At 55.9% G+C, this 24,867-nt stretch carries 24 protein-coding genes; 13 read left to right on the top strand and 11 right to left on the bottom strand.

What is annotated here, in order from left to right:
- The first annotated feature begins 15 nt into the window (after positions 1-15).
- From G6032_RS07305 to G6032_RS07295, 3 genes are all read left to right on the top strand, one after another.
- Positions 16-1,130, top strand: a protein-coding gene (locus G6032_RS07305) for an IS3 family transposase (protein ID WP_165281476.1) whose coding sequence is annotated in 2 segments (ribosomal slippage) — positions 16-268 and positions 268-1,130 — 1,116 coding nt in all. Because the reading frame shifts where the segments join, the coding sequence is not laid out codon by codon here.
- Positions 1,131-1,293: 163 nt separating this feature from the next.
- On the top strand, positions 1,294-1,875 hold the full coding sequence (locus G6032_RS15485) for a PEP-CTERM sorting domain-containing protein (RefSeq protein WP_206211860.1): 582 nt from the start codon (positions 1,294-1,296) through the stop codon (positions 1,873-1,875).
- A 746-nt stretch (positions 1,876-2,621) separates the two neighbouring features.
- A protein-coding gene (locus tag G6032_RS07295) for an IS3 family transposase (RefSeq protein ID WP_240902051.1) occupies positions 2,622-3,697 on the top strand; the annotation gives its coding sequence in 2 pieces (ribosomal slippage) (positions 2,622-2,877 and positions 2,877-3,697; 1,077 coding nt in all).
- 188 nt (positions 3,698-3,885) lie between these two features.
- On the opposite strand, the gene G6032_RS07290 is transcribed toward G6032_RS07295, so the two are convergent.
- A complete protein-coding gene (locus tag G6032_RS07290) occupies positions 3,886-4,497 on the bottom strand; it encodes a PEP-CTERM sorting domain-containing protein (protein ID WP_165281475.1) in 612 nt (203 codons plus the stop codon).
- Positions 4,498-6,422: 1,925 nt separating this feature from the next.
- Here G6032_RS07290 and G6032_RS07280 point away from each other — a divergent pair.
- The 4 genes from G6032_RS07280 (at position 6,423) to G6032_RS07265 (ending at position 9,357) form a co-directional block, all read left to right on the top strand.
- Entirely contained in the window at positions 6,423-6,998 is a 576-nt protein-coding gene (locus G6032_RS07280) for a hypothetical protein (protein ID WP_165281473.1), read from the top strand.
- Positions 6,999-7,299: 301 nt separating this feature from the next.
- Positions 7,300-7,893: a hypothetical protein gene (locus tag G6032_RS07275; protein ID WP_165281472.1), complete on the top strand. Its 594-nt coding sequence runs from the start codon at positions 7,300-7,302 to the stop codon at positions 7,891-7,893.
- A 204-nt stretch (positions 7,894-8,097) separates the two neighbouring features.
- Positions 8,098-8,499, top strand: coding sequence for a hypothetical protein (locus G6032_RS07270; protein WP_165281471.1), 402 nt, complete (start codon positions 8,098-8,100; stop codon positions 8,497-8,499).
- 432 nt (positions 8,500-8,931) lie between these two features.
- On the top strand, positions 8,932-9,357 hold the full coding sequence (locus G6032_RS07265) for a hypothetical protein (protein WP_165281470.1): 426 nt from the start codon (positions 8,932-8,934) through the stop codon (positions 9,355-9,357).
- Positions 9,358-10,568: 1,211 nt separating this feature from the next.
- Here the strand turns inward: G6032_RS07265 and G6032_RS07260 are convergent.
- Together G6032_RS07260 and G6032_RS07255 are read right to left on the bottom strand one after the other, a co-directional pair.
- Entirely contained in the window at positions 10,569-11,816 is a 1,248-nt protein-coding gene (locus tag G6032_RS07260; protein ID WP_240902050.1) for a site-specific integrase, read from the bottom strand.
- 474 nt (positions 11,817-12,290) lie between these two features.
- On the bottom strand, positions 12,291-13,697 hold the full coding sequence (locus tag G6032_RS07255; RefSeq protein WP_165281468.1) for an AAA family ATPase: 1,407 nt from the start codon (positions 13,695-13,697) through the stop codon (positions 12,291-12,293).
- Between the two features lie 1,174 nt (positions 13,698-14,871).
- Here G6032_RS07255 and G6032_RS07250 point away from each other — a divergent pair.
- From G6032_RS07250 to G6032_RS15480, 3 genes are all read left to right on the top strand, one after another.
- Positions 14,872-15,249: an AlpA family phage regulatory protein gene (locus G6032_RS07250; protein ID WP_165281467.1), complete on the top strand. Its 378-nt coding sequence runs from the start codon at positions 14,872-14,874 to the stop codon at positions 15,247-15,249.
- 66 nt (positions 15,250-15,315) lie between these two features.
- Positions 15,316-15,849 carry an ankyrin repeat domain-containing protein gene (locus G6032_RS07245; RefSeq protein WP_165281466.1) on the top strand — a complete coding sequence of 178 codons (534 nt, stop codon included), beginning with the start codon at positions 15,316-15,318 and terminating at the stop codon, positions 15,847-15,849.
- A gap of 21 nt (positions 15,850-15,870) precedes the next feature.
- Complete coding sequence (locus tag G6032_RS15480) at positions 15,871-16,665, top strand: hypothetical protein (protein WP_206211858.1); 795 nt, start codon at positions 15,871-15,873, stop codon at positions 16,663-16,665.
- 90 nt (positions 16,666-16,755) lie between these two features.
- Here the strand turns inward: G6032_RS15480 and G6032_RS07235 are convergent, their stop codons facing one another.
- Both G6032_RS07235 and G6032_RS07230 read right to left on the bottom strand, forming a co-directional pair.
- Positions 16,756-17,151, bottom strand: coding sequence for a hypothetical protein (locus tag G6032_RS07235; RefSeq protein ID WP_165281465.1), 396 nt, complete (start codon positions 17,149-17,151; stop codon positions 16,756-16,758).
- 11 nt (positions 17,152-17,162) lie between these two features.
- Positions 17,163-18,089, bottom strand: a complete 927-nt coding sequence (locus tag G6032_RS07230) for a hypothetical protein (RefSeq protein WP_165281464.1) — start codon at positions 18,087-18,089, stop codon at positions 17,163-17,165.
- A 37-nt stretch (positions 18,090-18,126) separates the two neighbouring features.
- On the opposite strand from G6032_RS07230, the gene G6032_RS07225 reads away from it, so the two are divergent.
- Complete coding sequence (locus tag G6032_RS07225; protein ID WP_165281463.1) at positions 18,127-18,774, top strand: helix-turn-helix domain-containing protein; 648 nt, start codon at positions 18,127-18,129, stop codon at positions 18,772-18,774.
- Between the two features lie 187 nt (positions 18,775-18,961).
- On the opposite strand, the gene G6032_RS07220 is transcribed toward G6032_RS07225, so the two are convergent.
- From G6032_RS07220 to G6032_RS07195, 6 genes are all read right to left on the bottom strand, one after another.
- Entirely contained in the window at positions 18,962-19,375 is a 414-nt protein-coding gene (locus tag G6032_RS07220) for an antirestriction protein (protein ID WP_165281462.1), read from the bottom strand.
- A 175-nt stretch (positions 19,376-19,550) separates the two neighbouring features.
- The gene (locus G6032_RS07215; protein WP_165281461.1) at positions 19,551-19,706 is read right to left on the bottom strand and encodes a hypothetical protein; all 156 of its coding nucleotides are present in this window, start codon (positions 19,704-19,706) and stop codon (positions 19,551-19,553) included.
- Positions 19,707-19,718: 12 nt separating this feature from the next.
- Complete coding sequence (locus tag G6032_RS07210) at positions 19,719-19,886, bottom strand: hypothetical protein (protein WP_165281460.1); 168 nt, start codon at positions 19,884-19,886, stop codon at positions 19,719-19,721.
- A 144-nt stretch (positions 19,887-20,030) separates the two neighbouring features.
- Positions 20,031-20,597, bottom strand: coding sequence for a hypothetical protein (locus G6032_RS15475; protein ID WP_206211875.1), 567 nt, complete (start codon positions 20,595-20,597; stop codon positions 20,031-20,033).
- 9 nt (positions 20,598-20,606) lie between these two features.
- Entirely contained in the window at positions 20,607-20,963 is a 357-nt protein-coding gene (locus G6032_RS07200; RefSeq protein ID WP_165281459.1) for a hypothetical protein, read from the bottom strand.
- Between the two features lie 120 nt (positions 20,964-21,083).
- Complete coding sequence (locus G6032_RS07195) at positions 21,084-21,428, bottom strand: hypothetical protein (protein ID WP_165281458.1); 345 nt, start codon at positions 21,426-21,428, stop codon at positions 21,084-21,086.
- 200 nt (positions 21,429-21,628) lie between these two features.
- On the opposite strand from G6032_RS07195, the gene G6032_RS07190 reads away from it, so the two are divergent.
- Both G6032_RS07190 and G6032_RS07185 read left to right on the top strand, forming a co-directional pair.
- Complete coding sequence (locus G6032_RS07190; protein ID WP_165281457.1) at positions 21,629-22,072, top strand: hypothetical protein; 444 nt, start codon at positions 21,629-21,631, stop codon at positions 22,070-22,072.
- A 196-nt stretch (positions 22,073-22,268) separates the two neighbouring features.
- Positions 22,269-24,041: an NYN domain-containing protein gene (locus G6032_RS07185; protein ID WP_165281456.1), complete on the top strand. Its 1,773-nt coding sequence runs from the start codon at positions 22,269-22,271 to the stop codon at positions 24,039-24,041.
- Positions 24,042-24,867: the final 826 nt, after the last annotated feature.

Raw genomic sequence — 24,867 nt, 5'->3', positions numbered from 1 at the left:
TGCCAGGAGGTTCTGATGAGGAAATCACGATTCACGGAGACGCAGATCGTCTCGATCCTGAAGTCGGCGGACGCCGGGATGCGGATCAGCGAGCTTTGCCGCAAGCACGGAATTTCGGAGGCCACGTACTACAAGTGGAAATCGAAGTACGGCGGCATGGAAGCCTCGGACCTGAAACGGGTCAAAGAGCTCGAAGCCGAGAACGCGAGGCTCAAACGCATGTATGCAGACTTGGCGCTCGAGAACACAGCGATGAAGGATCTGATCTCAAAAAAACTGTAGGGCCGGCTGCGAAACGCGACGCCGCGCGGTATCTGGTCGAGGAGCACGATCTCCCGGTGACTCGATCATGCCGCTGCGTGGGACTGTCGCGGTCGGCCTTCTACCGGGTTCCGGATGACTGGACGGTTCGGGATGCACAGGTGATCGGCGCGTTGGCGACCCTGGTGGAGGGCCGTCCGAGCCGGGGGTTCTGGAAGTGCCGGAAGATCCTCCGGCGCCAGGGCCGGCCGTGGAACCACAAGCGGATCTATCGAGTGTACAAACGCATGAACCTGCATCTGCGGCGCCCTGCCAAGAAGCGACTTCCGAAGCGGCTGCGGGTGCCTCTCTATGTGCCCAGGTTGCCGGATACCGTCTGGTCGGCAGACTTCATGTCCGACACCTTGCTGTGCGGCCGACGGTTCCGGACGTTCAATGTAGTCGACGACTTCAACCGTGAGGCGATGCACATCGAGGTCGATACCTCGATCACCTCCGAACGCCTGATCCGTATCTTCGAGCGCTTGGCGACGGAGCGTGGCTTGCCGCAAGTCCTAAGAACCGACAACGGTCCGGAGTTCCTGGGCGAAGCGTTCACCAGCTGGGCCAAGCAGGCCGGCATGGCGATCCAGTACATCCAGCCCGGCAAGCCCAATCAGAACGCTTACATCGAGCGCTTCAACCGGACCTTCCGGGACGAGCTGCTCGACCAGCACCTGTTCACCACGCTGGATGATGTCCGGGAGGCCGTCCACTGGTGGATGATCGAGTACAACGAGGAGCGGCCCCATGACGCGTTGGATGATCTGACGCCAATGGAAGCCCGTCTACAATCCGCCGGAAACTCTACTTATGAACTGTCGCCTTGACGGGGAAGCTTACGGTTCTAACAGCTCGCCCCGCAACTAACGTGTCGATCTAGTTTACACTTTCGCGAATCCGCCTTCGCCGCCTACAGCTAACCTGTTGAACGGTATAACTTGGCCGAAAATTTGCAGGTATTGCAGGCGAACCAAACATAACAGGGAAGTCATGAGACCCATTCTTATTGTCATCGCCATGCTTGGGCTGTCCATCGCTAGCATGAATGCTAGCGCCGCTATAGTTGAAGTGGATTTCATTTTCGAGAACTCGGACTGGAGTGCAGAAGCGAGTTTTGACGATTCCACGGGGCAAATGTGGCAGCCAGATGTGTTCGGTGATCTCTATGAAGACCCGTTCAATTTTGAAACGACTGTGTACTGGATCGATTCGATAACAGTGCGTTTTGGTGGAGTGACTTGGGATGAAACAGAACTAAGGACGGGCGATCCGCGGCAGTTTCAACCCAACTCATCCGCGATCAACTTCACGTTCGGCATAGTGGTTGATTCTTTCGGGGGGGCAGCGATTTTTTCAACTGGTATTGATTCAGCGACAGGAAATGCGCTTGGATCGCAGATAGACGGACTTGACCCAATACTCGCGCGTAGTCTTAGTGCGTCGAGCGGTGATTCCGTCGTTTCGACTGCAACTTACATTGGAACTGTCAGAGTCCCTGAACCAGGCACGCTTGCATTGCTTGGCCTTGGTTTGGCTGGTCTAGGTTTCAGCAGGCGAGGCCAGAACGTGTAAGAGACGACCAGCCCGTCTCGTAGCCCGGCCTGGTGTCGGGCTTTTCTTTGCCTGCAAGTATTCACTTCTGTTCGTGCAGGCGTCACGAGCCTTGCCCGTCCGACGCTTCTCCCGGCATTGTCGGTTGGCAGAATCCTCAATGACGCAGCTGGGATGAGGGTCCGTCGTCACCTATGCCCCACACCAAGGGATTCCGATCCCTTCACCTCCCGCCATAACCCACCTAACCCCATGATTTTCATGGTGGGCCCGCCAGGACTCGAACCTGGAACCAAGGGATTATGAGAATCTGGAAGGGATTGAATTTAAACGAGAAAAAGGAAGAAATGTAAGGGGATTTTCGGTCCCTTCATTGACCCGCTGACTCGTCCGAACCAGCTTCCGAACTGCCGCCCGAACCCGGGCCCAGAAACCAAGGGATGACCAGTCCCTTGGTCCATCCTGCTCAAAGGCTTAGCGGTGTCTCCCCGCTGACCCGCCCGAACCTAAGCCGAGGTCGGTCCGAACGCGTCCGAGAATCGTCCGAACGGGCCGATCTGGGCCTATCGACGGGAAAACTGCTACACAGTTCCATCATTGGCAAAACACAAAACGTATTATTGCCAAGATTGTTGACATGGATTCGTTGTGGAGATGAAAATGGAAACCGTCGTGAGATCAGCCGTGCTGGTTTGACCGTACCCCCGTAATCCGAGCCATGCGTGATGTGGGATTTCCCGGTATTTTGACCGTAGGGAGGTCCCGAGATGAAACGCAAGCGCTACAGCGAAGAGAAGATCATTGCCATCCTGAAGGAGCACGAGGCGGGTGCGCCGGCCAAGGATCTGTCGCGGCGACATGGCATCGCCGAGAACACGATCTACCGCTGGAAAGCCAAGTACGGGGGCATGGAGGTGTCCGAGGCCCGGCGGCTGCGAGATCTGCAAGCCGAGAACAGCAAGCTGAAGCGCCTGCTGGCCGAAGCGGAGCTCGACAAGGCAGCGTTGAAGGAGTTGGTCCAGGGAAAATGGTGACGGCTGCGCAGCGGCGCCGGGCCGTGGATCACCTGAAGAGTCGCCGCTTTAGTGAACGCCGCGCCTGCCGCCTGGTCGGCTTTAGCCGCTCGGCGGCCTGGAGCCCGCTCAAGGGCCGGGACGATGCCGCGCTAAGGACACGTCTGAAGACGCTGGCCGAACGCTATCCACGTTATGGCTATCCGACACTGCATGACATGCTCAAGACGGAGGGCCTGGTGGTGAACCCGAAGCGGACCTATCGGGTATATCGAGAAGAGGGCCTGCAGGTCCGCACGAAGCGCCGCAAGAAGCTCACGCGCCCTCGGGTTCCGTTAGCGCTGCCGAGTCGCATCAACGAGCGCTGGTCCGTGGACTTCGTCTCGGACCAGCTGGCCAATGGCCGACGGTTCCGCGTGTTTAACGTCGTCGATGACTTCAGCCGTGAGTGCGTACTACAGATCGTCGACTTCTCAATCGGCGGCGAGCGCCTGGCTCGAGAACTGGATCAGTTAGCTCGATCCCGCCCCCTGGCCAGGCAGATCGTCATGGACAACGGTCCTGAGCTGACCAGCAAAGCCATGTTCTTCTGGGCAAAAGAGCGTGGGGTCAAGCTGCACTTCATCCAGCCCGGCAAACCGACCCAGAACGCCTTCGTCGAGAGCTTCAACGCCAAGTTCCGTAAGTACTGCCTGGACCTGCACTGGTTCGCCACGCTGGCGGATGCTCGTGCGACGATCGAAGACTGGCGCACCCATTACAACCACGTCAGACCGCATCGCTCTCTGGGCAGAAAGCCCCCGGCAGTGTTTGCCCGCGAAGCCGCCTGATATGCTCAATTTCCCACATCAAGGCCGGCTTGGTTCAAGGGGTACGGTCAAAGGGGATTCCAATCCCTTCGCCTCCCGCCATAACCCGCCTAAGCCCATGACAGCATGGTCGCCACCGCCAGGCATCCCAAAGAAAAAGCCACCCCGAGCATCCCCGAGGTGGCTTTCTTGATTGGGCACTTCGCTGTTTAGCTGGCCTTGATGCGTCTGCGCACGCCCATGCCGACCAAGCCCAGGCCGAGGAGGGCGAGGGTGCTGGGCTCTGGAACCGCTGTAGCGGTCCAACTGAACTGTTGGATACCAAATGGTGGGAAAGTGACGCCACCCACGTCGATAGCTGCGATATCACCGGTCTGGAACAGCACGCTATCGAGCAGATCCCCGATGAATTCACCGTTTCGAGTAACGCCAAAAGACAAACTGGCATTGGTAATATCCCAGTCAAAGAGTAGCTGCAGCGGAGTAGCTGCAACAAAGCTAATGAGCCAGCCTGAGCTAGTCCGCGCTTCTGCGCCTCCTGTCGCTTCTGAAACACCAACCAGGTTGAACGAATCGAACCCGGCAAAGGCGCTGGTGCCAGCAAACGCTGACTCAGCTTCAACCGAGCCATCAGCCAGTGACGCCCGACCATCGTTGAGTCCGAAGTTGAAATCGTCGGTGAACGTCGAGGTCACGCCAGCGAGGGTTATCGAGTTGGTGATCTGTCCCTGAACTTCGAAGTCCTCAAACAGCAACGGCGCAGCCCGAACAGACGACGCCGCGAATCCTAAAGCCAATAATCCCACAACCATTGTTTTCATCGTGAATCCCTTCCAATTAGCCAACGGTGCTCCGAGGCTTCCAAAAACAAATTATGCAATATTGGGGCCAATCGAGGGCTATCTAATTAAAACAGAACGTTATGTGGTTGTTCGAGACCCTATATAGCGGTGCTGCATCGCGCCATGTAAAGATCATCGACAAGCGAAGATTGATCGTATCCCTTGGGCCGACCATGCATGAAAGGGGGAGCAACAGAGCAGCTGGAGATCGCACTAAGCGTTCCGCTTAGTAGAAAGACGCGTTGAGTTCTGAACTGGCCGGACCACTAACTCGAACCGAGAGCATTTGGCCAATGCCGGGTCTCAAGATGGAGCGGACGGGTGAAATCCGGCGCGCTCGGTTCCTAAACAGCCAACTGGAAATTAGAACTTGGGCCTTTCAACAGGACTTGGTTGTTTCGTGCGAGACAAGGTGACGAAAGCAACCCGGAGATAGTGGCATTGTGGCGGCTCGTTGGGTGAGCGTCCCTAGCGCCTGCGCCTCACACCAAGGGATTCCAATCCCTTCACCTCTCGCCGTAATCCCAAAGAGTCCATGAGGATCATGACTGGCCTTTCAGGTTGATCCGGCACACGTAGTTCATGTTCTGATCAAGCCGGCAACACTAGACCTTTTACAAACAGCGATGTCGCGTCGAAAGATTTTACATTTGTGGTTCCAACAGCCCGCATATGGGATCAAGCGATCGCGTAACGTATTGTTTTCAAGTAAATCGACTTCTATGGCAAGGAATTTGCACTTATCAATGCCCATTAGTCCATGGCGCAACAAAAAGGAATGGTCGAATGAACCGAAAAGGGATTTGTTGTCTCGGCGTACTCGCGGTCTTGTTGTCGCCTATGGCGGTAAACGCTGCCCCAATTACCTATGTATATGAAGGCGCGCCATTTACTTTCTTCGGGCCAAGGATGCCCACAGGCGTTACAGGAATTTCTGCAAGGTTTACTGTCGATTTAGCACCAAACCTCGGTGGGGCCAACGTGCCCGTCCTCGATTGGACGATTTCTGATGGACTGACGACAGTAGACGATTCCAGTAGTGACTATTTCTTGCACAGAAGTGCCGCAACCACGGATGCCTTGGGCAATCTCACTGGGTTTAGCATGCAGGTGCGGGGGCCCACCTATGTCGTCGGCGGGAATTATCAAATGCGGTTTTTTGTTGGGCCGACGTTCGGCGAGTCCGCGCGTAGTTATTACTGTGTTGAGTCAGGGTTGACTGATCCCTGCGACCCAACCTACGCCGAATCTCGAAACGCCGGATCGCTATCGGTCGCCACAGTTCCAGAGCCGGGTACCTTCGCACTCTTGGGCGTTGGACTGATTGGCATGGGTTTCGCGAGTAGACGCAAGAAGGCCTAATAGCCCGCCATGGTCCCGGAGAGCCCCTCCTGTTGCGGGGCTTTTCTTTTGGAACGGTCCCAGCGTCCCAGGGTCCCCGCTCGGGCTATGCCCCAAACCAAGGGATTCCAATCCCTTCGCCTCCCGGCATAAAACCCCAACCCGTTGAAAAGCTTGGTGGGCCCGCCAGGACTCGAACCTGGAACCAAGGGATTATGAGCACCGGGTACAAGTGCTTGTTTTTGTTAGATAATTAGAAGAAAGGTAAGGGGTTTTCCACCGGCGGCATCAGCCGGATTCTCTCGCCCGAACCGGGTTCCGAAACGCCGTCCGAACCTGCCGCCAGAAACCAGGGGATCGTGGGTCCCCTGGTGCATGCCGCTCAAGGGCTTAGCGACGCCGCCCGACTGGCCCGCCCGAACCTGGCAGGAGGTCGGTCCGAGAGCGCCCGAAAAAGGGGCCGAACCGTCCGAACTTGGGTGGCCAATTGCTCCTGTCGCGGATAAGACTTGCCAGAACACGCCAAATGGCGTAATAATGTCGGCGAACGGATTGGAGCAGCCATGAAAAAGATCACTGTCAAGTTGTACTCGCTTCATTGGGACCTGTTCGATCGGCTTATCAATCTTGTTGGGCTGCGGCGGGATACCTATTTGGCGAAGGTGTTGCCAGCTGAACTGGCCGAGATTCGGTCTCAAGACTGGGGCAACGATGTTGCCGGGGAAAAGTATCTCCGTGCCAGTGCATCGTTGTTCGATCAGGTTTGGAAGCAGGTAACGATCACTCTCCCATCAGAGCTGGTGGATGAGATCGATTCCCTCTGTAAAGAGAAGCGAGTACCGCGTGACCACCTCCTCAACGCAATACTGCAATTCGTCACTTACAGGGTCTTGCCTTACGCAATTGTTCTGAACCAACCCCGAGCTTCAATGAAGTTCTGCGGCGAGGATGAGCTCTTGGCTGCGGTGATAGGTTGGCTCGGGGTCGAAAGCATCGAAGAGTACAAGGAAACCATGTGCGATGAGTTTTATCCGAACGAACTTCATTACACAGAGGAGCTAATCGCCGACATCGAGGCCACCTTCCAGTCACTGCGCGGACGCGGGCGGACCGTACAAAGGAGGGCTAGCAATGCTTAGCGAGCACGCTCATTCGAGAGCTCAGCAAAGAGCGATTCCCCGTCTCATGGTCGACTGGCTCTTCCAATTCGGCGCCGAGATTCCAGATAACAGGGGATGCACAATCCGGTACTTCGACAAACAAGCAAAACGTCGCTTGGAGCGGGCATATGGCCGAGAGCCCATCCGACGATTCGGCGACAAGCTGTCCTGCTATCTCGTCGAAAAAGGCGGGACCGTGATCACTGCCGGCCACCGGCACAAGCGAGTACGCCGGCCATAGAGATGCCAACTGGTTTGTTATTCACGGAGGATCCAGGTGATGTGTTTAGGACCTGAATGGTTTGCAGGAAGCGAACAGCGAATCGAACGATGGAAGGAGGGCGGCGTAAGCCCTGACGAGGCAAGGCAAGCGCTCAACATGATGGGCACTACCGTATACCCGATCGCGTCAGAAATGGCGTCCTGGCTTTACGGGCACTGGACCCTGAAGCAGATCGATGAACTTGGACCCGGGTACAGAGCCGAGTTCCTGAGGGCGATTGGCGATCCGAGCGTATCGGACCACGTTGAGGCCAGCTACTACTCCACGGTGAAGCTGCTGGCGTTGGATAGATTGCCCTCTCCCTGCATCATCCGCCATCACTGGAGTGGACCGGACTTGCCCGGATACATGTTCCTCGGCATCTTCCAAGGTACTGCAGATAAGCACGTGGTCATGCACGGCAATGAGACATTCCAGTCCGTCGAGGAATGGGTGAAGACCAGGCGCAGAGAAAGCTGGAACAGAGGGAAAGAAAGTCGCTTCCACATCGATGGTTCTTGCCCGCAGCCCTGGTGGTCGCACGTCGAGTTCTTACATGAAGGGCGATGGATGACCGCGATTCAGCGTGAACGGCCACGGGTCGGAAGGTAGGCCTGGAACAACGCCGCTCTTATCAATGCCCCTAGATGATGAAAGGAGTGCACAGACGAAATGGCCACAGCTCGTGAACTAGCACTAACGATTTTGCCGATTCTCGAGGCCAATGTATTAGCTCGTCGAATAAGCTCATATGGGCTATATGCAGCTAATGCAGGATTGGACCCAGCGAAGGAATCGATGCTAATCGGACCCGCAATGCATGCAATCGGCGCCGCATGCGTGTTCGCCAAAATTCCGGTGGCACCGATCTACTATGTCAAGCGCGCTGATGGGAATCGGTGTGGAGTATTTGAGGAAGATCCCCTCGAGAACACCCGAGTGCTGCCACATTACAATTTGCTCTATGTTACCGCTAGAGAGTACCAATACAGTGCAGCCGAGTTTGGGCGATTGCAAAGGGGGCTGGCGGAGGTGATTCCAAACAAATGGACTCCTCACTTCATGTGGCACGTTGCCATCGCGGCGAAGCCCAAGGGGGCAGAGCAAACCTACTTTGAATTGGCCCTGGCAACGTACCAGAAAATCATGGGGCGGCTTCGTTCCGAGCCTAAGGAGGGTAAGTCATTTCGACAGATGCGGGTGCAGACAAGTGCCTAGCCACAAAGAGTTTGGGTTCGTTCATATAGGGTTCTGGTATCTTGATGTTCTCGGCGAGGCCAGCTTTGACCTACCGTTTAGGCTCCGAGGTGCCCCCGGTTTAATTCTGCTCGCAGCTGGTGCGCCGCTCCTGGTGGCCAGCACGACCCACTTTGGTCCGAGGGTTGGAGATTTCATACATTCCCGGTCCGGGGAAACCTCGAACGCGCGGATTCATCGAAGAATCACTGACCTGCTGAAACAGGGCGAGGAAATTTGGCTTTGGGTCCTCGAAGGCCAAACCGCGAGAGCTCGTCGTAGTGAAGTCATCGCCGAACTCAAGCCGATCTGGAACCTACGCTGAATTGTGAGCTCTTGGTTCAGGACTGGGCGTGTTGGTCGATCAATGAGAACAGTTTGGCCATAGTTGCGATATCGGGATCGATCTACAGAATGGTCACTGAATCCAAAGTTGACTTCGAGGGCATCCAACTCAACGTCGATTGGCGGCCGGATGGCGGTGTGTTGGTAGACCAGCTCCCGGCAGTGCCAGGCATCTACGCGGAAATCCACTGGCCAAAGTTTGGTGTCAGGATTGGCGAGACCGGTAGAAGCATCCGCACCAAGATCCGCCACGACATCCGTTGGTTCAACAGCATGTGGAAAGGCTCGGCGTCCCCGGAACAACTTCGACGCACCATACCTATTGCTGAGACAGCGAAAGAATTTGGCGCGACAGCGTTTGAGTTCTATGTGGTCAGTATCGATCCTCGACTGTCTGATAAGGCGCTTCGACAGGAATGCGAGCGCTATATGTTCAGGTGGCTAGAGCAGAATCCAAAATTCGTCAGCTGGAATCATCAGTGGAGCTGGCGTTAGTGAAAGGGTATTTCGTCAGGGAGCCCTGCCGGACCCACGCCATTGAGAAAATCTCCGGCCCGCTCTCGCGCCGGGTGTCGCCCCATCACCCCTGCTGTGCCGGGCCCGCGAGCATGGCACTGGTGGCCACGCAAACAGAACTGTCTCCTGAAAAATCGGGGCAGTTGAATCTCTTGCCCTGGGGCCGTCGTTCTGAGGGTCATGAGCGCCCAATCTAGGTCCCTTTCCGTTCGCGGGAGGTCGGCTAAGAGGTAGCAGAACGCAGGTTTGTCACGCAGAGGCTTGTGGTGTGGCATGCTCTGCTTTGGGCCATCGCTTCTTAGGGAATTGAGTATCGAGAAATGCTGTTTGCGCGGAGTAAATTGACAAAGGCCAAATGGCTCTTGGGCTTGACGCTGACAGCTGTTTACGGATGTGGGCCCCCAGCCGTTCGGACCACGTTTCATGACTGCGTTCTCGACATGTTATCGGGAACGGCAAATCAACAGAGTCTGGATGTCGTTCGCAGGGCGTGTGCGGACAAATACCAAGAAGAAATGCCAACACCTGCCTTGCTCAACGTATCCGGTGGAGCAAGATTCACGGACTACCCGAACGCCGGTTACGCTAGACTTTCTGGCGATTTGGAAAACCGAAATACCGATTGGATCGTCACTCAAGTGGAGGTGCACTTTATTCCACCTGGAACCTCCCGCGGAAAATCATACCGGTTCTCTACGTTTACAGAGCCGCTTCGACAAAGTTCCTTCTCCGACCTAGTTCCAACCACTCAGGACGTGAGCGATACTGATTCAACCGCCCAGTTTCGTTGGCGAATTGTGAAATTGTGGGGAATACCGGTTGGTTAATGAGATACTTTCGATTCTTCGTAGTGGTCCCGCGGCGATCCATCTGAATTCAAGTCGACATCACGCATCACGGCGACGACCATGGGACGGAATTTGGCGCCCATGAGTTGGGCTTAATGAGGCCCGTTTGGTTGACGAATGTCGACACTGCGATACGCAGCACCCCCCAGCTCCGACGCCGGGTGCCGCCCCATCACCCCTGCCATGCCCGCGCCGCGATCGCCTCGCCGGCGGCCACTCCGGCGGCCCTGGGAGGCGACTCGGGGGCGTCCGTGCCCCGGCGGTTTCCGTCGCCGGCCCGACCTCAGCCCGCCCGTTCCCGTGCGCCCCGCTGATGACAATCCGTTGCAGCGGAGGATCTTTTTACGCAGATTTTTTCATTGCCTCCTGTATGACCCTTGCGACCGTATTCGACGCATTGACCAGCGTCGGAGTACTCACCGCCGAATAGCGCTCAGATGTCTTACTCTGCGTATGGCCCAGCAGCTTAGAGATCACCCATAAGCTTTCACCACTATTGGCCGCTATGGCACCGACTTGATGCCGTAAATCATGCAAACGGCAGTGTTTCACGTCGGCATCAGATCTAAGGCGCTCCCATACCTTGTGGATGTTGGCATACGGCTTTTTGGTCCTTGGATTGATAAACAAGAATGGATACTTGTCTTTGGTATCTAACTCAGCAATCACCTCCAGGGCCACGTCGTTGAGAGGAATTACTCGGCTGGCGTTTGTCTTCGTCAGCTGGCTCGGCACTTTCCATACGCTGTTATAGAGGTCCAACTGGCTCCATTCGGCGTTTAGTGCCTCGTGGTAGCGACACCCCGTGGCAAGCAGCCAGAGCGCTATCCGGCAGACATTCCGGTTCTTGTCTGTCTTGAGCACCCTCAGCAGTCGGGCCAGCTCTTCTGGGCTTAAAGAGCGATCCTGAATGTTGTTCTCAGGGAACATGGGAATGCCCACAGCGACGTTCTTCTCCAGAATCTCTAGGGACACCGCCAAAGCAAGGACTTGGCGAGCGACCTTCAAACCGTGATTGGAAGTGGCCGCGGCCAGTCCGCTTTCCCTGAGCTTGTTGTGCAGCTTGACGAGATCGAGCTTGGTTATCTCCTCCAGACGCTTATCCACGATGTCACCCAGTCGTAGCCTTACCAAATCAAGGTCGCGTTGCCAGGAACGCTTACGGAGCTTCATGGCCGGCCCATAGGTCTCTCGGGCGAACTCACCGAACGTAGGAATTTCTGGCTTGTCCTGCTGAGGTGCCTTTGGGAAGGTCCCAAGAGTCCACTGCGCTCTGAGCTCTCTGGCCTTGTTCCGAGCCTGCTCCAGCGTTACTTCATCAGTCCGGCCGATCCGCTCGTGACGGGTGATACCTTGGGAATCCCGATACCTCCAGTAGAACGTGCCCTGGCCAGGACTCGCGGCCCTGACCTCGATGTAGAGCCCCACGGCGTCACTCAGGTCGACATACTCCGTACGGCGCTTACCAGCGGGAACGACCAAGCCTCCCGCTATTAGCTGTGTTGTTAACTTAACCCTCAATTTCTCTACTCCTACGAAATATCTGGGGAAACTCCCGATGAGGCGGAACCTTGAAAGATTCCACCCCATCGGGTTTTTCCTTGGTCGTTATCTGGTGTACCGGATTGGGTACTTGTAACGAGGGGTGACTCGCCTGAGCGGTATTTCACCTCTCCGCTCCATATGCGAGATGCACCGCCCGGCAAAGCGCCTTCCACCGGCATCCAGCGTTTCCCATATATCGGTGCCCAGGAGGTGCTCGGATTTGTAACCGACCCCGGGGACCATTGCTGGGATAACGATCAGGATTGCCTCTCGAAACCGCCGGTAGATCGGTAGCGGAACGTAGAGACTGCCGCGCCCGTCATGTAACACCACTATTTCATCTTCATGTGTAGTCATTGCTATTTTTCCTTTTAGGAATTGGTTTATACGAACTCACACGGAGACACGCCGAAGAGCGGCTTGGGCCGTGCAGGGCTCAAGACTCACCTCAATGTGCCTGTGGAATGGAAAGCTCCGGCCGATCAGCCGGACGATATTTCTGTAGATTGTGGCCGCGAATTACTGGCCAAGGAGGCGATACATCTTGGCGCCGCGAGCACCCACCTGGAAGTTCCAGAAGTGGGTCTCAGGATCGGTGCCGTCGTACTGCTCTATCACTCGGATCGCGGTCCGTTTACTGCACTGAGTGCGTTGGACCAACAGGGCTGCTAGGGCCATCTTTGTATTGATGTCGGAACGGATTCCGTCGCGAACGACCTCAATTAAGCTCAGGTCAGATTCAAGCTGCTTCTGTTGTTGTGCTCGCAGAAGATCCGCCTCATCGACTTCCTGGATGGATGCCAGAAGTTCGTCGTATGAGAGCCCTTCACGGACGCTATATCGAAAGCTTGCCTGCTTGCGGACTGTGCCTCGAGACTTCTTATTTTTGAACAGTATTGTCTTTGTCTGGGAATCGAGATCGAGGTCTGTCTCGTAGACGATAAATCCGCAGTCAAAGTCTTCCAGGATATCGCTCGTTCCCGCGTATATCGGCTCGCCATCAGCGTTACGTCGTTTGTTAGTATGAGCGAGTGCGATGCACGTGCCACCGCGCAAAACGAAGCTCCGAATCAGCTTCCCAAAGGAAGAGCTTTTCCCCTTGTCCATGATGTCGCAAAGCTTCTTTAAGACGTCCAAAAAGATCACGACGCCCGAACACTGGTCTGCAGCGATGAGATCCCGTATGACCGTTGGAAAGTGCCGCGCCTCGAAACTCTTATAGCCTTCACTAATCACGTGGAAGCCATGAAGCTGCGCTATCGAGGTTTTCTCTGCGAGCCCTTGCAATGTGTCGTCAAGATTGAAATAAAAAACTCTCGAAGGATCGAGCCTCCCGTCTTGGATGTCGGATACCAGGAACCAAAGTGCCATTGCAGTCTTTCCGGTATTCGGCTCGGCATACCACACGGTAGCGCTGCCTTTCACCGCGAGACCAGAACAAAGCGGTTCCGACGTGAGCACTTCGGACTGAAGCTTGGGAAGCTCGTCCACAAGACTGAATTTCAGGAGTACGGAAGGAAGTGGTTTCGAAATCTCCGGTTCAGATGTTGCTGCGGGAAGCGAACTAGATTGAATCGCCTCTATTTCTTCGTGAGAAAGGTATTCCTCCCAGTTCCAGCCCTGTCCTCGGAGGAAGTCCTCGAGCAGGTCCAGCTTTGGCTTGGCGCCTTCCATACGCCACTGGTCCCATAAGCGCCCGATCATTTCGTCACCAGGGTCATCGGGCCACGTCGAACTCCAGGCAGTGGCGACGGCCAGTCCCTCGTTGACGCCTTCCGTTGCTGAGAAGAGCGCCTCGAGGAGTGCGACTTTTCGGTCTATTGAGTCAGGTACCCGCGCCTTATCCACGAATGCGCCCACCGCCTTCGCGATGAGTTGCCCGCGAGACGAGCGCTTCCCTGACCCACCATTTTCATGGTCAATCATTAGTTGTGCTCCGAATTATTAAAGAACACGCAAAGCTCGAAGCCATGCGATGGGAGCAGACGCTAATGGGGCGCCTGATGCGGGATTCAGCATCTGGGCCGCGTGATGATTTAGCGGCCATCGGCTTTAAGGAGGGCAACGGCAACTCGGGGCTGTCGTTGGGAGGCGCGGATATGCGACCTCATCGGAAACCGAGTATGCGGCCTGTAGGACGGCCTGCCCGGTTAGATGGAGTGACCATAGCGGGTGTTGCCGGTTCTTTCAAGCGCCGCGCTCGGAGGGTTCTCCAAGGGACGGTCCGGCTTGGGTGTTAACCATGTTTCCGTGCTTCTACGAGGCAATTCATGTCGCTTAATGATTGAACGCCAACAGCAGTTCCTCTCGCTGGCTAACGGAGTTTCGTTCGAAAGCTAGGCAAAATTGCAACGAGCTGTTATCGGCTTCGCGCAAGCTCAGTCTGGGCAGTAAGGTTTTCGTGCCCAACCTACACCTGGAAGCCGCCTCGAGATCGCACCGACATGCACTGGTCGCCGGTGCTGGGCGCTGCGGGCTCCGAGTGGCTGAAATCCTGAGAACCTGGAAGCCTCGCCGGGGCTGGAGTGAGTGCTCAGGGGGCGGGCAATGTTCCAGCTTTCCAGTTTTCCAGCCAGCCATCGGTCCCGCGACACCAGGGACCCGTGGCGCAGATCCCCGGGGTCCGCATGGCGTCCCTCGCCGTGCACGCGCATCAGTTGTCATCTCGTGCATGGAAACAGTTTGATGTGCGCCACTAGGGTCGGTGAGAAACTGCAGATCGTGATGCGACTCATCGAGTTGCGATGATTAAAGTTCGAGCTCGAGCAAGTGTCAGAAATCAGATGCTTATGCTGCGTGGCGCGATGATGGGCGTCCAGGTTCGTTGGCGCCTATGAAGTCGATTGGGTTCTGAGAGTTGTGTTCGTGGGTGTTCGACGCGAGACCTGTGGGGCATCGCTACACCGAAGAAATCGAAACCACCCGACGCAGCCGACGACTCCACGCAAAGCCATGCGTTCGATCGGTTAATGGGGCGACGAGTAGGTATCGTTTCGTCGAGTTGGGCTCGCCTATGTTTCTCGTGATATCAGGAGACTTGGCCTGATGAGCTTCCCCAATTATTTTTTGACGCTTCTTTCGCCTAGGAAGGGACCGATTGATGCGTGAGAATATTCTTGATCGTTTGAGGATTGACCCGGGCCAGCTCACCCTGGGGCAGCTACTTCAGGAACGCGCAGCAGCACGGATTGAGATAGAGAAACTGAGACAGGATCTGGAAACGCTCAAGTCAAAGATCTCGGCCAGAGTGCCTGCGGAGCCAGTGTCCTCTGGCCAGAAGGGGCAACATGTATATCTTGGCAATGTCCTCATCAGCATTGGCGACCTATGCAAGCAGATCGGCGTCTCCAGGGGGACGATATATCGATGGGTGAATGAGGGGGCTTTTCCAGCGGCAGTGCGGATAAGCCCTGGCGCCGTTCGATGGCGGAGTGAGGATGTCGAGCAGTGGAGAAACAGCCTCCCGACGAGCAGTTAGGCTACCCATAACTCTCTGGTAAAGTCCGTCCGGAGTTCACTGTGTTCCAGAAACCCGGGGCCAGCCATGTCGTTTTTTAAGAAGGCTAAGCATGCAGCGATAGAGCGTCGTTTGTCCGAGGAAAGACTCTACGAGCAAGTTCTCCTGGAGATTGAGTCCGGAGGGCGTCGCGATGGTTTGTGGGCTAAAGCATTACAAAATGCCAAAGGCCATGAGTCCGAAGCACAGGCGCTATATATCCAATATCGGGTTCAAGCGCTTCGAGATGAGAACGAGCTATCGACCAGTGGCCGTGTCGGAAGCGGTGTCCCTGTTGCGCCTATAAAACCTCGGTTACCCAATGCCAGGCCAACAGGGAATCCACTGGATGAATACGATGCTAATGGGCATACGCCGCTTATGCGCGCTGTCAGGGCTGGAGATATTGATGCGGTGAGGGACCTACTGGCGCGAGGCGCAAACCCATTCGTGATAGATGGGGACTGGAACACGTCGACAGCGCTCGATCTTGCCAAGCGGGAGTTGAGTCGACGAGAAACTGCGGAGACCCGCGCAGTCTTACGTGAGATCGTGCTTGTTCTCGAAAAAGCACAACTCTGACCAACCTCAGAGGACAAGGATGTGAATGTAGATCAATCGCTGCTGGAGCTGATCGCTCTTAGCGAAGGGCTAAAAAGGGAAACTAGCGTAAGCGGAAGAGATTTCGAAGCCTGGGGTCGGTGGGCATTCGCCCATGACTGGTACCCGGTATTAACCCAGGAAGTTCTCAAAGTATTGGTCGAATTGGTCGTGGACCATGCGCAGACGGATCAAGCTGTGCAAGATCTGCCTTATGAGCTGCTCCAGCCGACTCTTTTCGCATTGAACAGATGGAGCCATTGGGCTTACGAGGGAGGAGCCGGCACGCCCTATGCTGTCGCTGCCGCAAAGGTGCTGGAGCGTCTAGCGGAGCGAAAACCTGATCCAGCGGAAGTGAGGCCGGTTTTTAAGAATGACCCGTTAAGGCAGGCGCTCGTTGCCACCGCATTAGCATGGGAGCATCGCACTCAGGTCGCGCCAAGAATCACATCGGAACTTAGCGAATACGATGCTGCATGTCTGGTCGGTATTGAATCAGGGCTCATTCCGAAAGCGTTCGAGGGGATGACAGCGGTCACGAAAGGGTACGACTTTAAATGGAACGGACTGAGATATCAGGTTAAGGCGAATCGTCCCAGCGGAAAGAAAGGTAGTTTTGTCACTATGGTCGGTAAGGCCAACAATTTCTACTGGGACGTCTTAGTCTGGATTCTTTACGATAAGGAGTGGAGGGTTTGTGAAGCATGGTCTTGGCACGTTGCCGACTACCGACAGGCATTTGAACACCAGATGAAGTTGACCCCTGATGACATGCGAAGGGGGACAAAAATATTTTAGGTTTTCCTGCCACTCCGAATTAACACGGGTGCAGATGTTTGGGGCCGTTTCGGACGGTGTCCGCAATACGCCGCGGGTTGCAGATCCAGCTTAATCGAGGCGGTAGGCGCGTTGTAAGGCAATCGTGAAGCTGCGGCAAACATCCACCGCATTCTGAATCTCCGCGTCTCCGATATAGCCAAAAATCCCCTCGCGCTCCCTTTTCAGCGAAAAGGAAACCACCGGTTCCTGTACGTTGCCGAAAAAGCACGACGGCTCCTTGATCTGGGTGTGCAACGGGAGATCGATCTTGCCCTCAATGGCCGCGTCAGTTGTCCGATACTCTCCGATGTAACAGCGCTCGTTGTCGCCTCCGAGGACGAGTTCATCTCGAAAGACGGCAGTGCCGGTAATCGATCCGCCACCGCTGCCTCGAATGAAAGTGACAATCCAGAGGCCTTCGATGGGCAAGTAACTTTCGCACATTTGAGGCAAGGCGATGTTCATGCCGAGTCTCTCTATTGGATAGAAAGGATGCGTCGTCGCAGCTGGCGCCAGGCTCTCTGTCTTGAGACGCCGCCAAGCTGGTCAGCAAGTCGCGCTCGTGAGGCGGGGCTCAAGGCCTCTAGCGAATCGTCGTCGACTTCTGCCCAGTCCGACGGCAGGGAACCGGTGTGAGGGTAGTCGAGTTCGGCAATTCGAGTTAATCGGTCTACCTCATTAAGTGGACGCAGCTGTTCGACCAGCGCACGGATACGATCATGGCGCCGAGCCTTGGCGGCATCTCGCCCTCTCCATTTGTTCTCGTGAACCAGAGCTTTCTCCTCCGCCGCCTCAATAGCGATACGAGCATCTGGAGGAAGGTTGAGCCATCCTGGGTGATGCGAAAGAATTTCTGAAAACAGCTGTGAGCTACAGCCTCGACCGAACGAATCGGTAACTCTCTTTGAAAATAGGCTCGCGACGAATTGGGAACCGCGGGCTTCGGAGGCGACACGTAGGATCCAACGCGCGACCGTAGGTTTTCTTCGGATTGTCTCAGGTAATACGGTTGCGACCACGTCCATTAATTCGTCTGTGAGCGAGTATCGATCGACGATCCATCGGATCGCCATAGGATGTCCCAGACTGAACGCCACCATTAACTTTTTCGCGGTGTCTTCGGTTGGGCCGGGGTGGAGGCCAGATGAAAGAATGGCCTCAGTGATCTCCTTGTTCAACGGATTGGACGCCCCCTGAGCTACTCGGAGCCAGATTCTTTCGACTTGGGTTCGATGGTTTTCGGGGGAGACGGAGAGGCTAATGGTCGCGACGATGCTCTTGATGAGATCGCTCAGTGCGTCAACTGTGGCATCTCCTCCTTTTTGTAACTCGAATAGAGTATCGAGAACATCTTCCAGGCGGCCGATCAGTTCTTCGACGTCATCATGTGGGGAGAAAGGCATTGTGGCGCCCTCCAATATGAGCTAGCCTGGAACCACTGTGCACCACAATGAACCAGAAGACAACACTTTGTACGACATCACGGGAGGCATTTTGGCTACTTTTGGCGATGTTCTTAAGAAGGAGCGCGAAGTCGCCGGATTGACCTTCCGTGCGCTAGGCAAAGCCACTGGCCTAAATCATGGCTATCTGAGCAAGCTCGAGTCTGGAGGCGTACAGCCTCGAAAGAAGAACGTAATCCTGATATCTGATGCTTTGGCAAAATGTTCCGGTCAAGAGGGCTATGCCAAGGAGGCGGTTCGCGAGCGCCTCTTGGCAGCGGCTGGATTGTCGAAGATGCGGCAATCCGTAGAGCAGGAGATCAGGGACCGTTTCGCTTCTCTGTTGGAGAATGAAGGACTTCAAGATCATCAGATCAAAGAAGCGTTAGAAAAAGTAACAACCGTTTCTATGCAGCGCGTCCTAGCCGGTGACGATCAGCTGCATATCCGGTCGCTGTCTGCGTCCTCGGATATGAACATAATTTCTGACTTGGGCCAGGAGGTTGTTGTGCTGTCCGAGTCTGAACATTGCGTGAGGGCGGGGCGGCGAGGAGAAATTCGTGTGCGAGGTGAGATTACTCCAGATCAACGTGATCAACTGGAGACCATTGCCAAGCTGATCGGGCAAGTGCTTGCCATGGATTAGGGGCAACCTAATATCGGATAGCCGATAGCGAAAGAAGCTGTGGGTAAGCATCCTCAAGCGCGGGTTGGCACTGGTCCGCTGCAGGGACGAAATGTGAAAAACTGAAATCCTGGCGGGGTCGGGGCGGAGTCAGGTCCCCAGCTTTCCAGAGTTCCGGGCTCCCGGTCCCCAGTCCCTTCCAGGCCACTCAATCAATCGCCCCCAGGATCTCGGCCACCTCGGGATGCTCGAACATGTACTGCCGCAGCAGGTGGTAATGCCGGGCATACATCCGGCCGATCTTCTCGTTCCGGCTGAACGACAAATGGCTATAGGCGTACAGGCAGGCGACGATCCCCAGGGCGTCCGCCGAGAGCGTGCCCCGATAGTAGTTCTCGCATGACACCGCGAATGACTTTTCCGTCTCCGGTGCCATGTAGAACCCGCCATTGCCGAGGCTATAGAACTGCCAATAGCCGCCTTTGTATTCCGGCGCCATCTGGCCGGCAATGGTGTAGATGAACGGCTCGAGCTGCATCGGGAAGTGTACGCCGAAGAGCTCGCCGACATGATCTGATCGCCGGGCTTCAGGAACGAGTTCTCGCGTAACGATATTTTCCATTTGATTTCTCCAAAGTTGGGCGGACCTATGCCTCCCGCTCCTCTCCCCGGCTGACGTGAATCGGCCTATGCATTTGCTGCGGACAAGCGCGTCCCTCTGCTGATGGGCAGATACATACGGTGGTGTGCTTCGGGGGAGAGAGGAGGGGAGGACTGGAAGGCGGAACGGTATGCCGTCAGATTTCCTGGGCGATGAACACGCCGCGGTCATCGGGATACATGCCGGCCATGAGCTTGGCTTGCTCGTTCACGGCTTGGGCTAGCGTGTCTTCTGGCAGGTCCCAGGCCAAGACCAGGTCGAGCGCTTCGGAAATGTAGTCTTCGTAATCCATGGTTGATTTCCTTTAGGGGTGAATGAGAAAGAACGCCGCCACCGCCGCTGCCACGAACAGCGCTAGAGTCAGCAGGGGGTTAAGGAACAAGAGCGCGGCCAGCCCGACGACGGCGAGCAGGCGCAACTCGGCGAACACCAGGCACACAGCCGTGATGCCGGCAAGAGAGAGAAACAGCATGTATTGCCTCGTTTTCGGTTAAGTGCTTGAAGAGAAACGGAAAAGAGGAAGGTCGGTATAAGGTCGGACGGCCCTACACCTGAGATTTTTTCTTGTTGTTTTTCTGTGAGTTACGAGTGGAAACCAAGGGACTGGGTGTACCACTTACACCGCTGCACGCTTCGTTGGCTTATTGGCGGTGGGCTTCTTCACGGGCGTTTTCTTGGCTGATGCCGGTGCCGGCTTCTGCGGTTTTGCTGATGCCGTCGACGGCTTCTGCGGTTTCGCAGCTGCGGGTTTTGCTGCGGGTTTCGTGGCCGATGTCTTTCCAGCAGTGAGCGTCTCCAGCTTCGCCATAAACGGTGCTTCATCCAGGACCTCCAGTCCGCGCTTCTTACCTTTCAATATGCGCAACCACTTTTCATGCACCAGCGCGGCCATGAGGAACGCCGGCGTGTTGACCGATTTGCCCCGGAACAATTGGTGCAGCGACCACGACGACAGCGGCTTGTCCTTCGGTGCCGCGGCGATGAATTGCTGCACCTCTGCCAGTGCGACCCACTCCGGGCTGAAGAAACCGCCCCCGGTGTTCCCGTAGATACGCAGGTACATGGCGCCCTCGGGATGCACGCCGATCTGGTAGGTGATATTGGACTTGCCCGACAGCGACTGGCACGTGGCCGAATGGGCGACTTTCACGATGCCTTCAAGCGGATCTTTTGATTTAGCCATGATGTTCTCCTAATCGAGTATTTCTTCGAGGACCGTCCTGAGCTCGCCGTTGACCCACGGCGCATCCGGGATCACGAACCCCATGCCGTAGTCGTCGGTGCCTAGATAGACGGCGTAGATGTAGCCCTGGCGTAGCGAGGCGCCTTCCCAGGGAATTTCGCTGAGCGTCCACGGCATGTCGAGCTCCAGCAGCTCGCGGTCGGTGTCCCCGGGCTCCACCAGTACGAGGTAGCCGTAGTCGTCGGCGTTATAGGGCTGAACGGGGAAGTCATCGATCAGCAGCGCGATGAGCTCCTTGATGACGGGATAGGCGGGGTGACCCTGAGGCAACTGCCCGAGGTCTGCTTGGGATTTGAAGATGATCACATTGCTTTTCCTCCGGGCATAAAAAAACCGACGCTTGGGTCGGCATGTATCCAGCTCGATCGCTGGCGTCTGTGGGCGTGAAGGCCCTTCATATAAGATGGCGAAAATCCCGCAGATGATTCAGTCCACGAGGCTCTCCAGATGCTTCCTGAGCTCGCCCTGGACCCAGTCCGCATCGGGGATCAGGAACGTGATCGCGAACTGGTTGTTGGCGAGGTAGATGGCGCAGTAATGACCCTCGGTCATGTGCACGGCCTCGAAGGGCACCTCGCACAATCGATAGGGGAGGCATAGATCCGCCAAGTCACGGTAGAGATCGCCTTCCTCGATCAACACGACATAGCCGTCCTCCTGGGGGTCGTACTCGAAGTGCCCCAGCATGCGGACGACGATTCCCTTCAGGGCGGGACTCAGCAGGGATCCCCGGATGGCGTCCAGGGAGGCGAGGGAAGAGAAGATTTTCATGGGGTTCTCCTTGTTGCGGGCAAAAGAAAACCCGCTCGGGGGCGGGTTGATTGGGTGTACGTAGAAGGCGGGCTCACCTCATGAGCCAATACTCCGGTAACCTCGATTGGTCAGGGAGGGCCAACCGAATGATGTCCAAGATTCGATCGTGGTTGAGGGGTAGGCGCGCACGCAAGGTCGTCCGCCAGGCAGTCGCCGGCATGAAGGAACTTGAGGCGGAGCTCGCAGGAGAGCTCGAACGAGACCACGGCAAGTGGCGCTGCCATTCGTGCTCCTGGATAGGTACGTCGCCTCTATATGGCTCTGAGATCCTGGAGCTCGAGGATGTCCGGGGGTTTACGCCGCGGAGGTTGTATCGGGTCGGGGATTGTCCCGAGTGCCGCAAGCACGCGGCCTACCTGGTGGGCGATCCGGGCAAGCCGATCCCCGATGATTTCCCGCTGGAAGACTTCAAGTCCCAGGGACCATGCCCGAAGTGCGGCAGCGAGGACACCATCCCTATCATTCGAGGGTATCCCACGAATACGGCCATGCTCGCGGCGTCCATGGGAAGGGCCAAGCTGGGCGGGTGCATCATCATGCACGATGAGGACGGTAATGGGCCGGGTTACCGGTGCTGCAAGGCCTGTGGGTGCGAATGGTGAAGACCAGGGTCTGCAGAATTACCGCAAACTTGTCGTAGTTCACAGAACGGCTTCGCTCAAGGACTATTCGGGTGGAGAGTTTCGTATATTCCGGATGTCAGCCCAGTTGATTCCGGTTATTGCTCCCACGGAAATCAGAGAATTTGCCTGATTACGTCTAGTCCGCCTTCTTCACTTGAGCTACTAGCACCTTGTCATGGATTCAGACCCAAGAATTGCCCCGGAAGGCGTCATAAGCGCGCTGTGTGATCTGGTCGATCAAATCGACCAGAATGTTCTGCTGAGGGTGGTTCCATACGAATGTATAAAGGGACACCGCCCAATCCCTAAGAACCTTCCAGTCTTCAAACGGAACTTGCAGTCCCTGATCCGTAGTTCCAACGGGGTCGATGATTCAATCAGACTCATATTGAAGTTGGCCCGCACCCCGGAAGTTCGCGGTGTGCCGATCTTGTCGACCGGATTCATCAGCCAGAATTTCGACCTCCTGGGAAATTGGTTCGGACGGGGACAGTTCTTGGCTGCATGCTGGCTTGATGAGCGCGAGGCGATCCATGAGCTCGCTTACAGCACGAACGATGATTGGTTGGCCGCTCCGTTCTCAGAGGAATTGAGGGAGTTAGCTGCAAAGGAACTCTCCGTTATGTGGTCTGGCTTCCAGATGCGGCCAGAACCCGAGGTTGCAATAAGCAAGCCCGTGGGGCCGACTAAACAGTCCGACGAGGAAGGCCCATCAAGACAGCATCAGAAGATGATCGCTGAAGTAAAGACCCTCGAAGCTCAGAAGCGCAAGCTTCAGAAACTGGTCGAGAAGCTCCAGGGACGGATAGATAAGCAAGAGGCGGACACTATCCACCACCGGCAGACAGCGGAGGCGGTTAGAGAAAGAAGCAAGCAGCTGGATGCTGAAAAGGACGAGTTAACTCAGCGTCTCGAGGCTATGGAGGCGAAGTTAGAAAAAGAGAAGAACCTGGCTATTGCCGAGGCGCTAGCCAGTGAAACCAGAGAATGGCTGTCGCACGCTCGTGAAATTGAGACCGCAAAGCATGAGACACAAGCGCGAGATTTGGTCGGATTTGCAAGGGATCTCTTGGCGCGCCAGAAAAGCGACGATCGCAATTATGGGAACGTTGAGGAGATACGAGACCAGATCGCGCAGCGGCTCGATTTGATCCAGGAGCTAGAGCACGCACAAGCCACCGCATTAAGGCCGTTGCCACAACTTGGTCCGACGATCGCTCAATTGCGTGATGAGACGGAAAAGCTACAGGACTTGATTGGGTGGAACTCTCGGAACGCAAACCCCCTGGTGCGAGAGCTATCTCTCAGAATAAATGGTGCAGTATCACTGGATGCGTTGAGCCCGGTTCGCTCATTCATTGAGCAGGCGGGCCATCTGCAGCTACTGTCATCGGGTGATAAGGCATCGGTTCTAAGGGCACTCAATAGGAAAGTCGACACCCTGATCGATGCATATGGCGTGCCACCGTCCGATAAGGGTCTAGACCAACCGGTCAAGAAAACGCTCCTTTACAGGCTAGAGAAGACCAAATGCCCCTGGTTGATTCTCGTTGACGGACATAATTTGATCCGTAAGGTCGGCGATTTGATAGGCAATGTCGTAGATGGAGAGAGAGCCGGAGAAGCCAGGGAAAAACTGACCGAGATCGTGCGGCGGTATTTCGCCTCTACTCGGGCAGAAGTGCTTTTGTATTTCGATGGGCCTCACCAGTCAACGGAAGTCCTGTCGCCCACAATGAGAGTGATTTACTCGGGCGGGAAAGGTCGAAATCGGGCGGACAACGCAATGCTGGAGGCGCTTGAGGAACACAAACAGCGACGGTCGCAGACTAGATACATTGTCATTACGAGTGATCTTGACCTCGCGACACGCGCCATGGAAACGGGCGCCGACGTCGTTTCTTCTAGTAGCTTCCATGACATGGTGCTGGCGCTTCGTGAACGGTAGCACCTCATAGCCACGCCAAGCCGCACTTTATCGTAGGTCAGCGACGGCGGCGCCCTGATCCGATACCTTGGCTCCGCATGTCCCTGCGGGCATCAATTTGGGATAGGTATCCAACGATGTTCCTCGAACCTCCAGGCCGAGGATATATAGAAACGTCGAATCGCCCTTTTGCCGAGCGGTGCTCTCTAATCTGAAACATGGAATAGAAAAGACGTGCCTTGGCTTTAGTGCCGCGCGGAATAATCGCATTCGGGATGTAGATGTCTAGGGACGACCCCTGCCAGGTCCCCGACAACAGAATCAAGTCGGCGGCGATCTCGAGTACGTTATTTACTAGCATCGGTGACCATCCAGCCACCTGCCAATCCCATTCCCAATGATTCGGCCGGACCTGCGACGAGAAGCGCGGCGAACTCGATCGGCGGTTGTCCGTGCAAGCGTGCTTCGGCCATGGCGGGCCGAGCTCATCGAAGAACACTCTGCCTCCTTCCGGCGACACGTAGTAGAACACCGGCGCGCCACAGACGGGGCAACGCGCATGGGGATTCACATAGGAGAAGATCCAGCTATTGGGTCTGGATTGGGCGATCGACCTCGTGGGCTGCGCCGTGACCGAGTGACCTGGCCCTCGTCGGCCGAGATGCCCGTCGCCGCCCCAGCCGCAGGTGCAGCTAGCTGAATGGTTCCATGCGTTGCACATTCGGTTACGCCTATCCCTACCGCGACGTGCCTTCGATACAGGGCAATCCTTAACGTTATGAAGGAAAACCCAGTGGCACGTAGCGAGCTGTGACCTAGATCACACAGGAGATTCATCCCACGGAAA

It is taken from the genome of Wenzhouxiangella sp. XN24, from assembly GCF_011064545.1.
GTDB lineage: Bacteria > Pseudomonadota > Gammaproteobacteria > Steroidobacterales > XN24 > XN24.
The sequence above is the reverse complement of the archived record's forward strand: the minus strand, read 5'-3'. Positions and strand labels throughout refer to the sequence as shown.

Excerpts from the sequence above, each read along its gene's own strand:
- G6032_RS15485 (WP_206211860.1), top strand. The coding sequence starts at position 1,294 with ATGAGACCCATTCTTATTGTCATCGCCATGCTTGGGCTGTCCATCGCT.
- G6032_RS07290 (WP_165281475.1), bottom strand. The coding sequence starts at position 4,497 with ATGAAAACAATGGTTGTGGGATTATTGGCTTTAGGATTCGCGGCGTCG.
- G6032_RS07280 (WP_165281473.1), top strand. The coding sequence starts at position 6,423 with ATGAAAAAGATCACTGTCAAGTTGTACTCGCTTCATTGGGACCTGTTC.
- G6032_RS07275 (WP_165281472.1), top strand. The coding sequence starts at position 7,300 with ATGTGTTTAGGACCTGAATGGTTTGCAGGAAGCGAACAGCGAATCGAA.
- G6032_RS07270 (WP_165281471.1), top strand. The coding sequence starts at position 8,098 with ATGCATGCAATCGGCGCCGCATGCGTGTTCGCCAAAATTCCGGTGGCA.
- G6032_RS07265 (WP_165281470.1), top strand. The coding sequence starts at position 8,932 with ATGGTCACTGAATCCAAAGTTGACTTCGAGGGCATCCAACTCAACGTC.
- G6032_RS07260 (WP_240902050.1), bottom strand. The coding sequence starts at position 11,816 with ATGGGGTGGAATCTTTCAAGGTTCCGCCTCATCGGGAGTTTCCCCAGA.
- G6032_RS07255 (WP_165281468.1), bottom strand. The coding sequence starts at position 13,697 with ATGATTGACCATGAAAATGGTGGGTCAGGGAAGCGCTCGTCTCGCGGG.
- G6032_RS07250 (WP_165281467.1), top strand. The coding sequence starts at position 14,872 with ATGCGTGAGAATATTCTTGATCGTTTGAGGATTGACCCGGGCCAGCTC.
- G6032_RS07245 (WP_165281466.1), top strand. The coding sequence starts at position 15,316 with ATGTCGTTTTTTAAGAAGGCTAAGCATGCAGCGATAGAGCGTCGTTTG.
- G6032_RS07235 (WP_165281465.1), bottom strand. The coding sequence starts at position 17,151 with ATGAACATCGCCTTGCCTCAAATGTGCGAAAGTTACTTGCCCATCGAA.
- G6032_RS07230 (WP_165281464.1), bottom strand. The coding sequence starts at position 18,089 with ATGCCTTTCTCCCCACATGATGACGTCGAAGAACTGATCGGCCGCCTG.
- G6032_RS07220 (WP_165281462.1), bottom strand. The coding sequence starts at position 19,375 with ATGGAAAATATCGTTACGCGAGAACTCGTTCCTGAAGCCCGGCGATCA.
- G6032_RS07215 (WP_165281461.1), bottom strand. The coding sequence starts at position 19,706 with ATGGATTACGAAGACTACATTTCCGAAGCGCTCGACCTGGTCTTGGCC.
- G6032_RS07210 (WP_165281460.1), bottom strand. The coding sequence starts at position 19,886 with ATGCTGTTTCTCTCTCTTGCCGGCATCACGGCTGTGTGCCTGGTGTTC.
- G6032_RS15475 (WP_206211875.1), bottom strand. The coding sequence starts at position 20,597 with ATGGCTAAATCAAAAGATCCGCTTGAAGGCATCGTGAAAGTCGCCCAT.
- G6032_RS07195 (WP_165281458.1), bottom strand. The coding sequence starts at position 21,428 with ATGAAAATCTTCTCTTCCCTCGCCTCCCTGGACGCCATCCGGGGATCC.
- G6032_RS07190 (WP_165281457.1), top strand. The coding sequence starts at position 21,629 with ATGAAGGAACTTGAGGCGGAGCTCGCAGGAGAGCTCGAACGAGACCAC.
- G6032_RS07185 (WP_165281456.1), top strand. The coding sequence starts at position 22,269 with ATGGATTCAGACCCAAGAATTGCCCCGGAAGGCGTCATAAGCGCGCTG.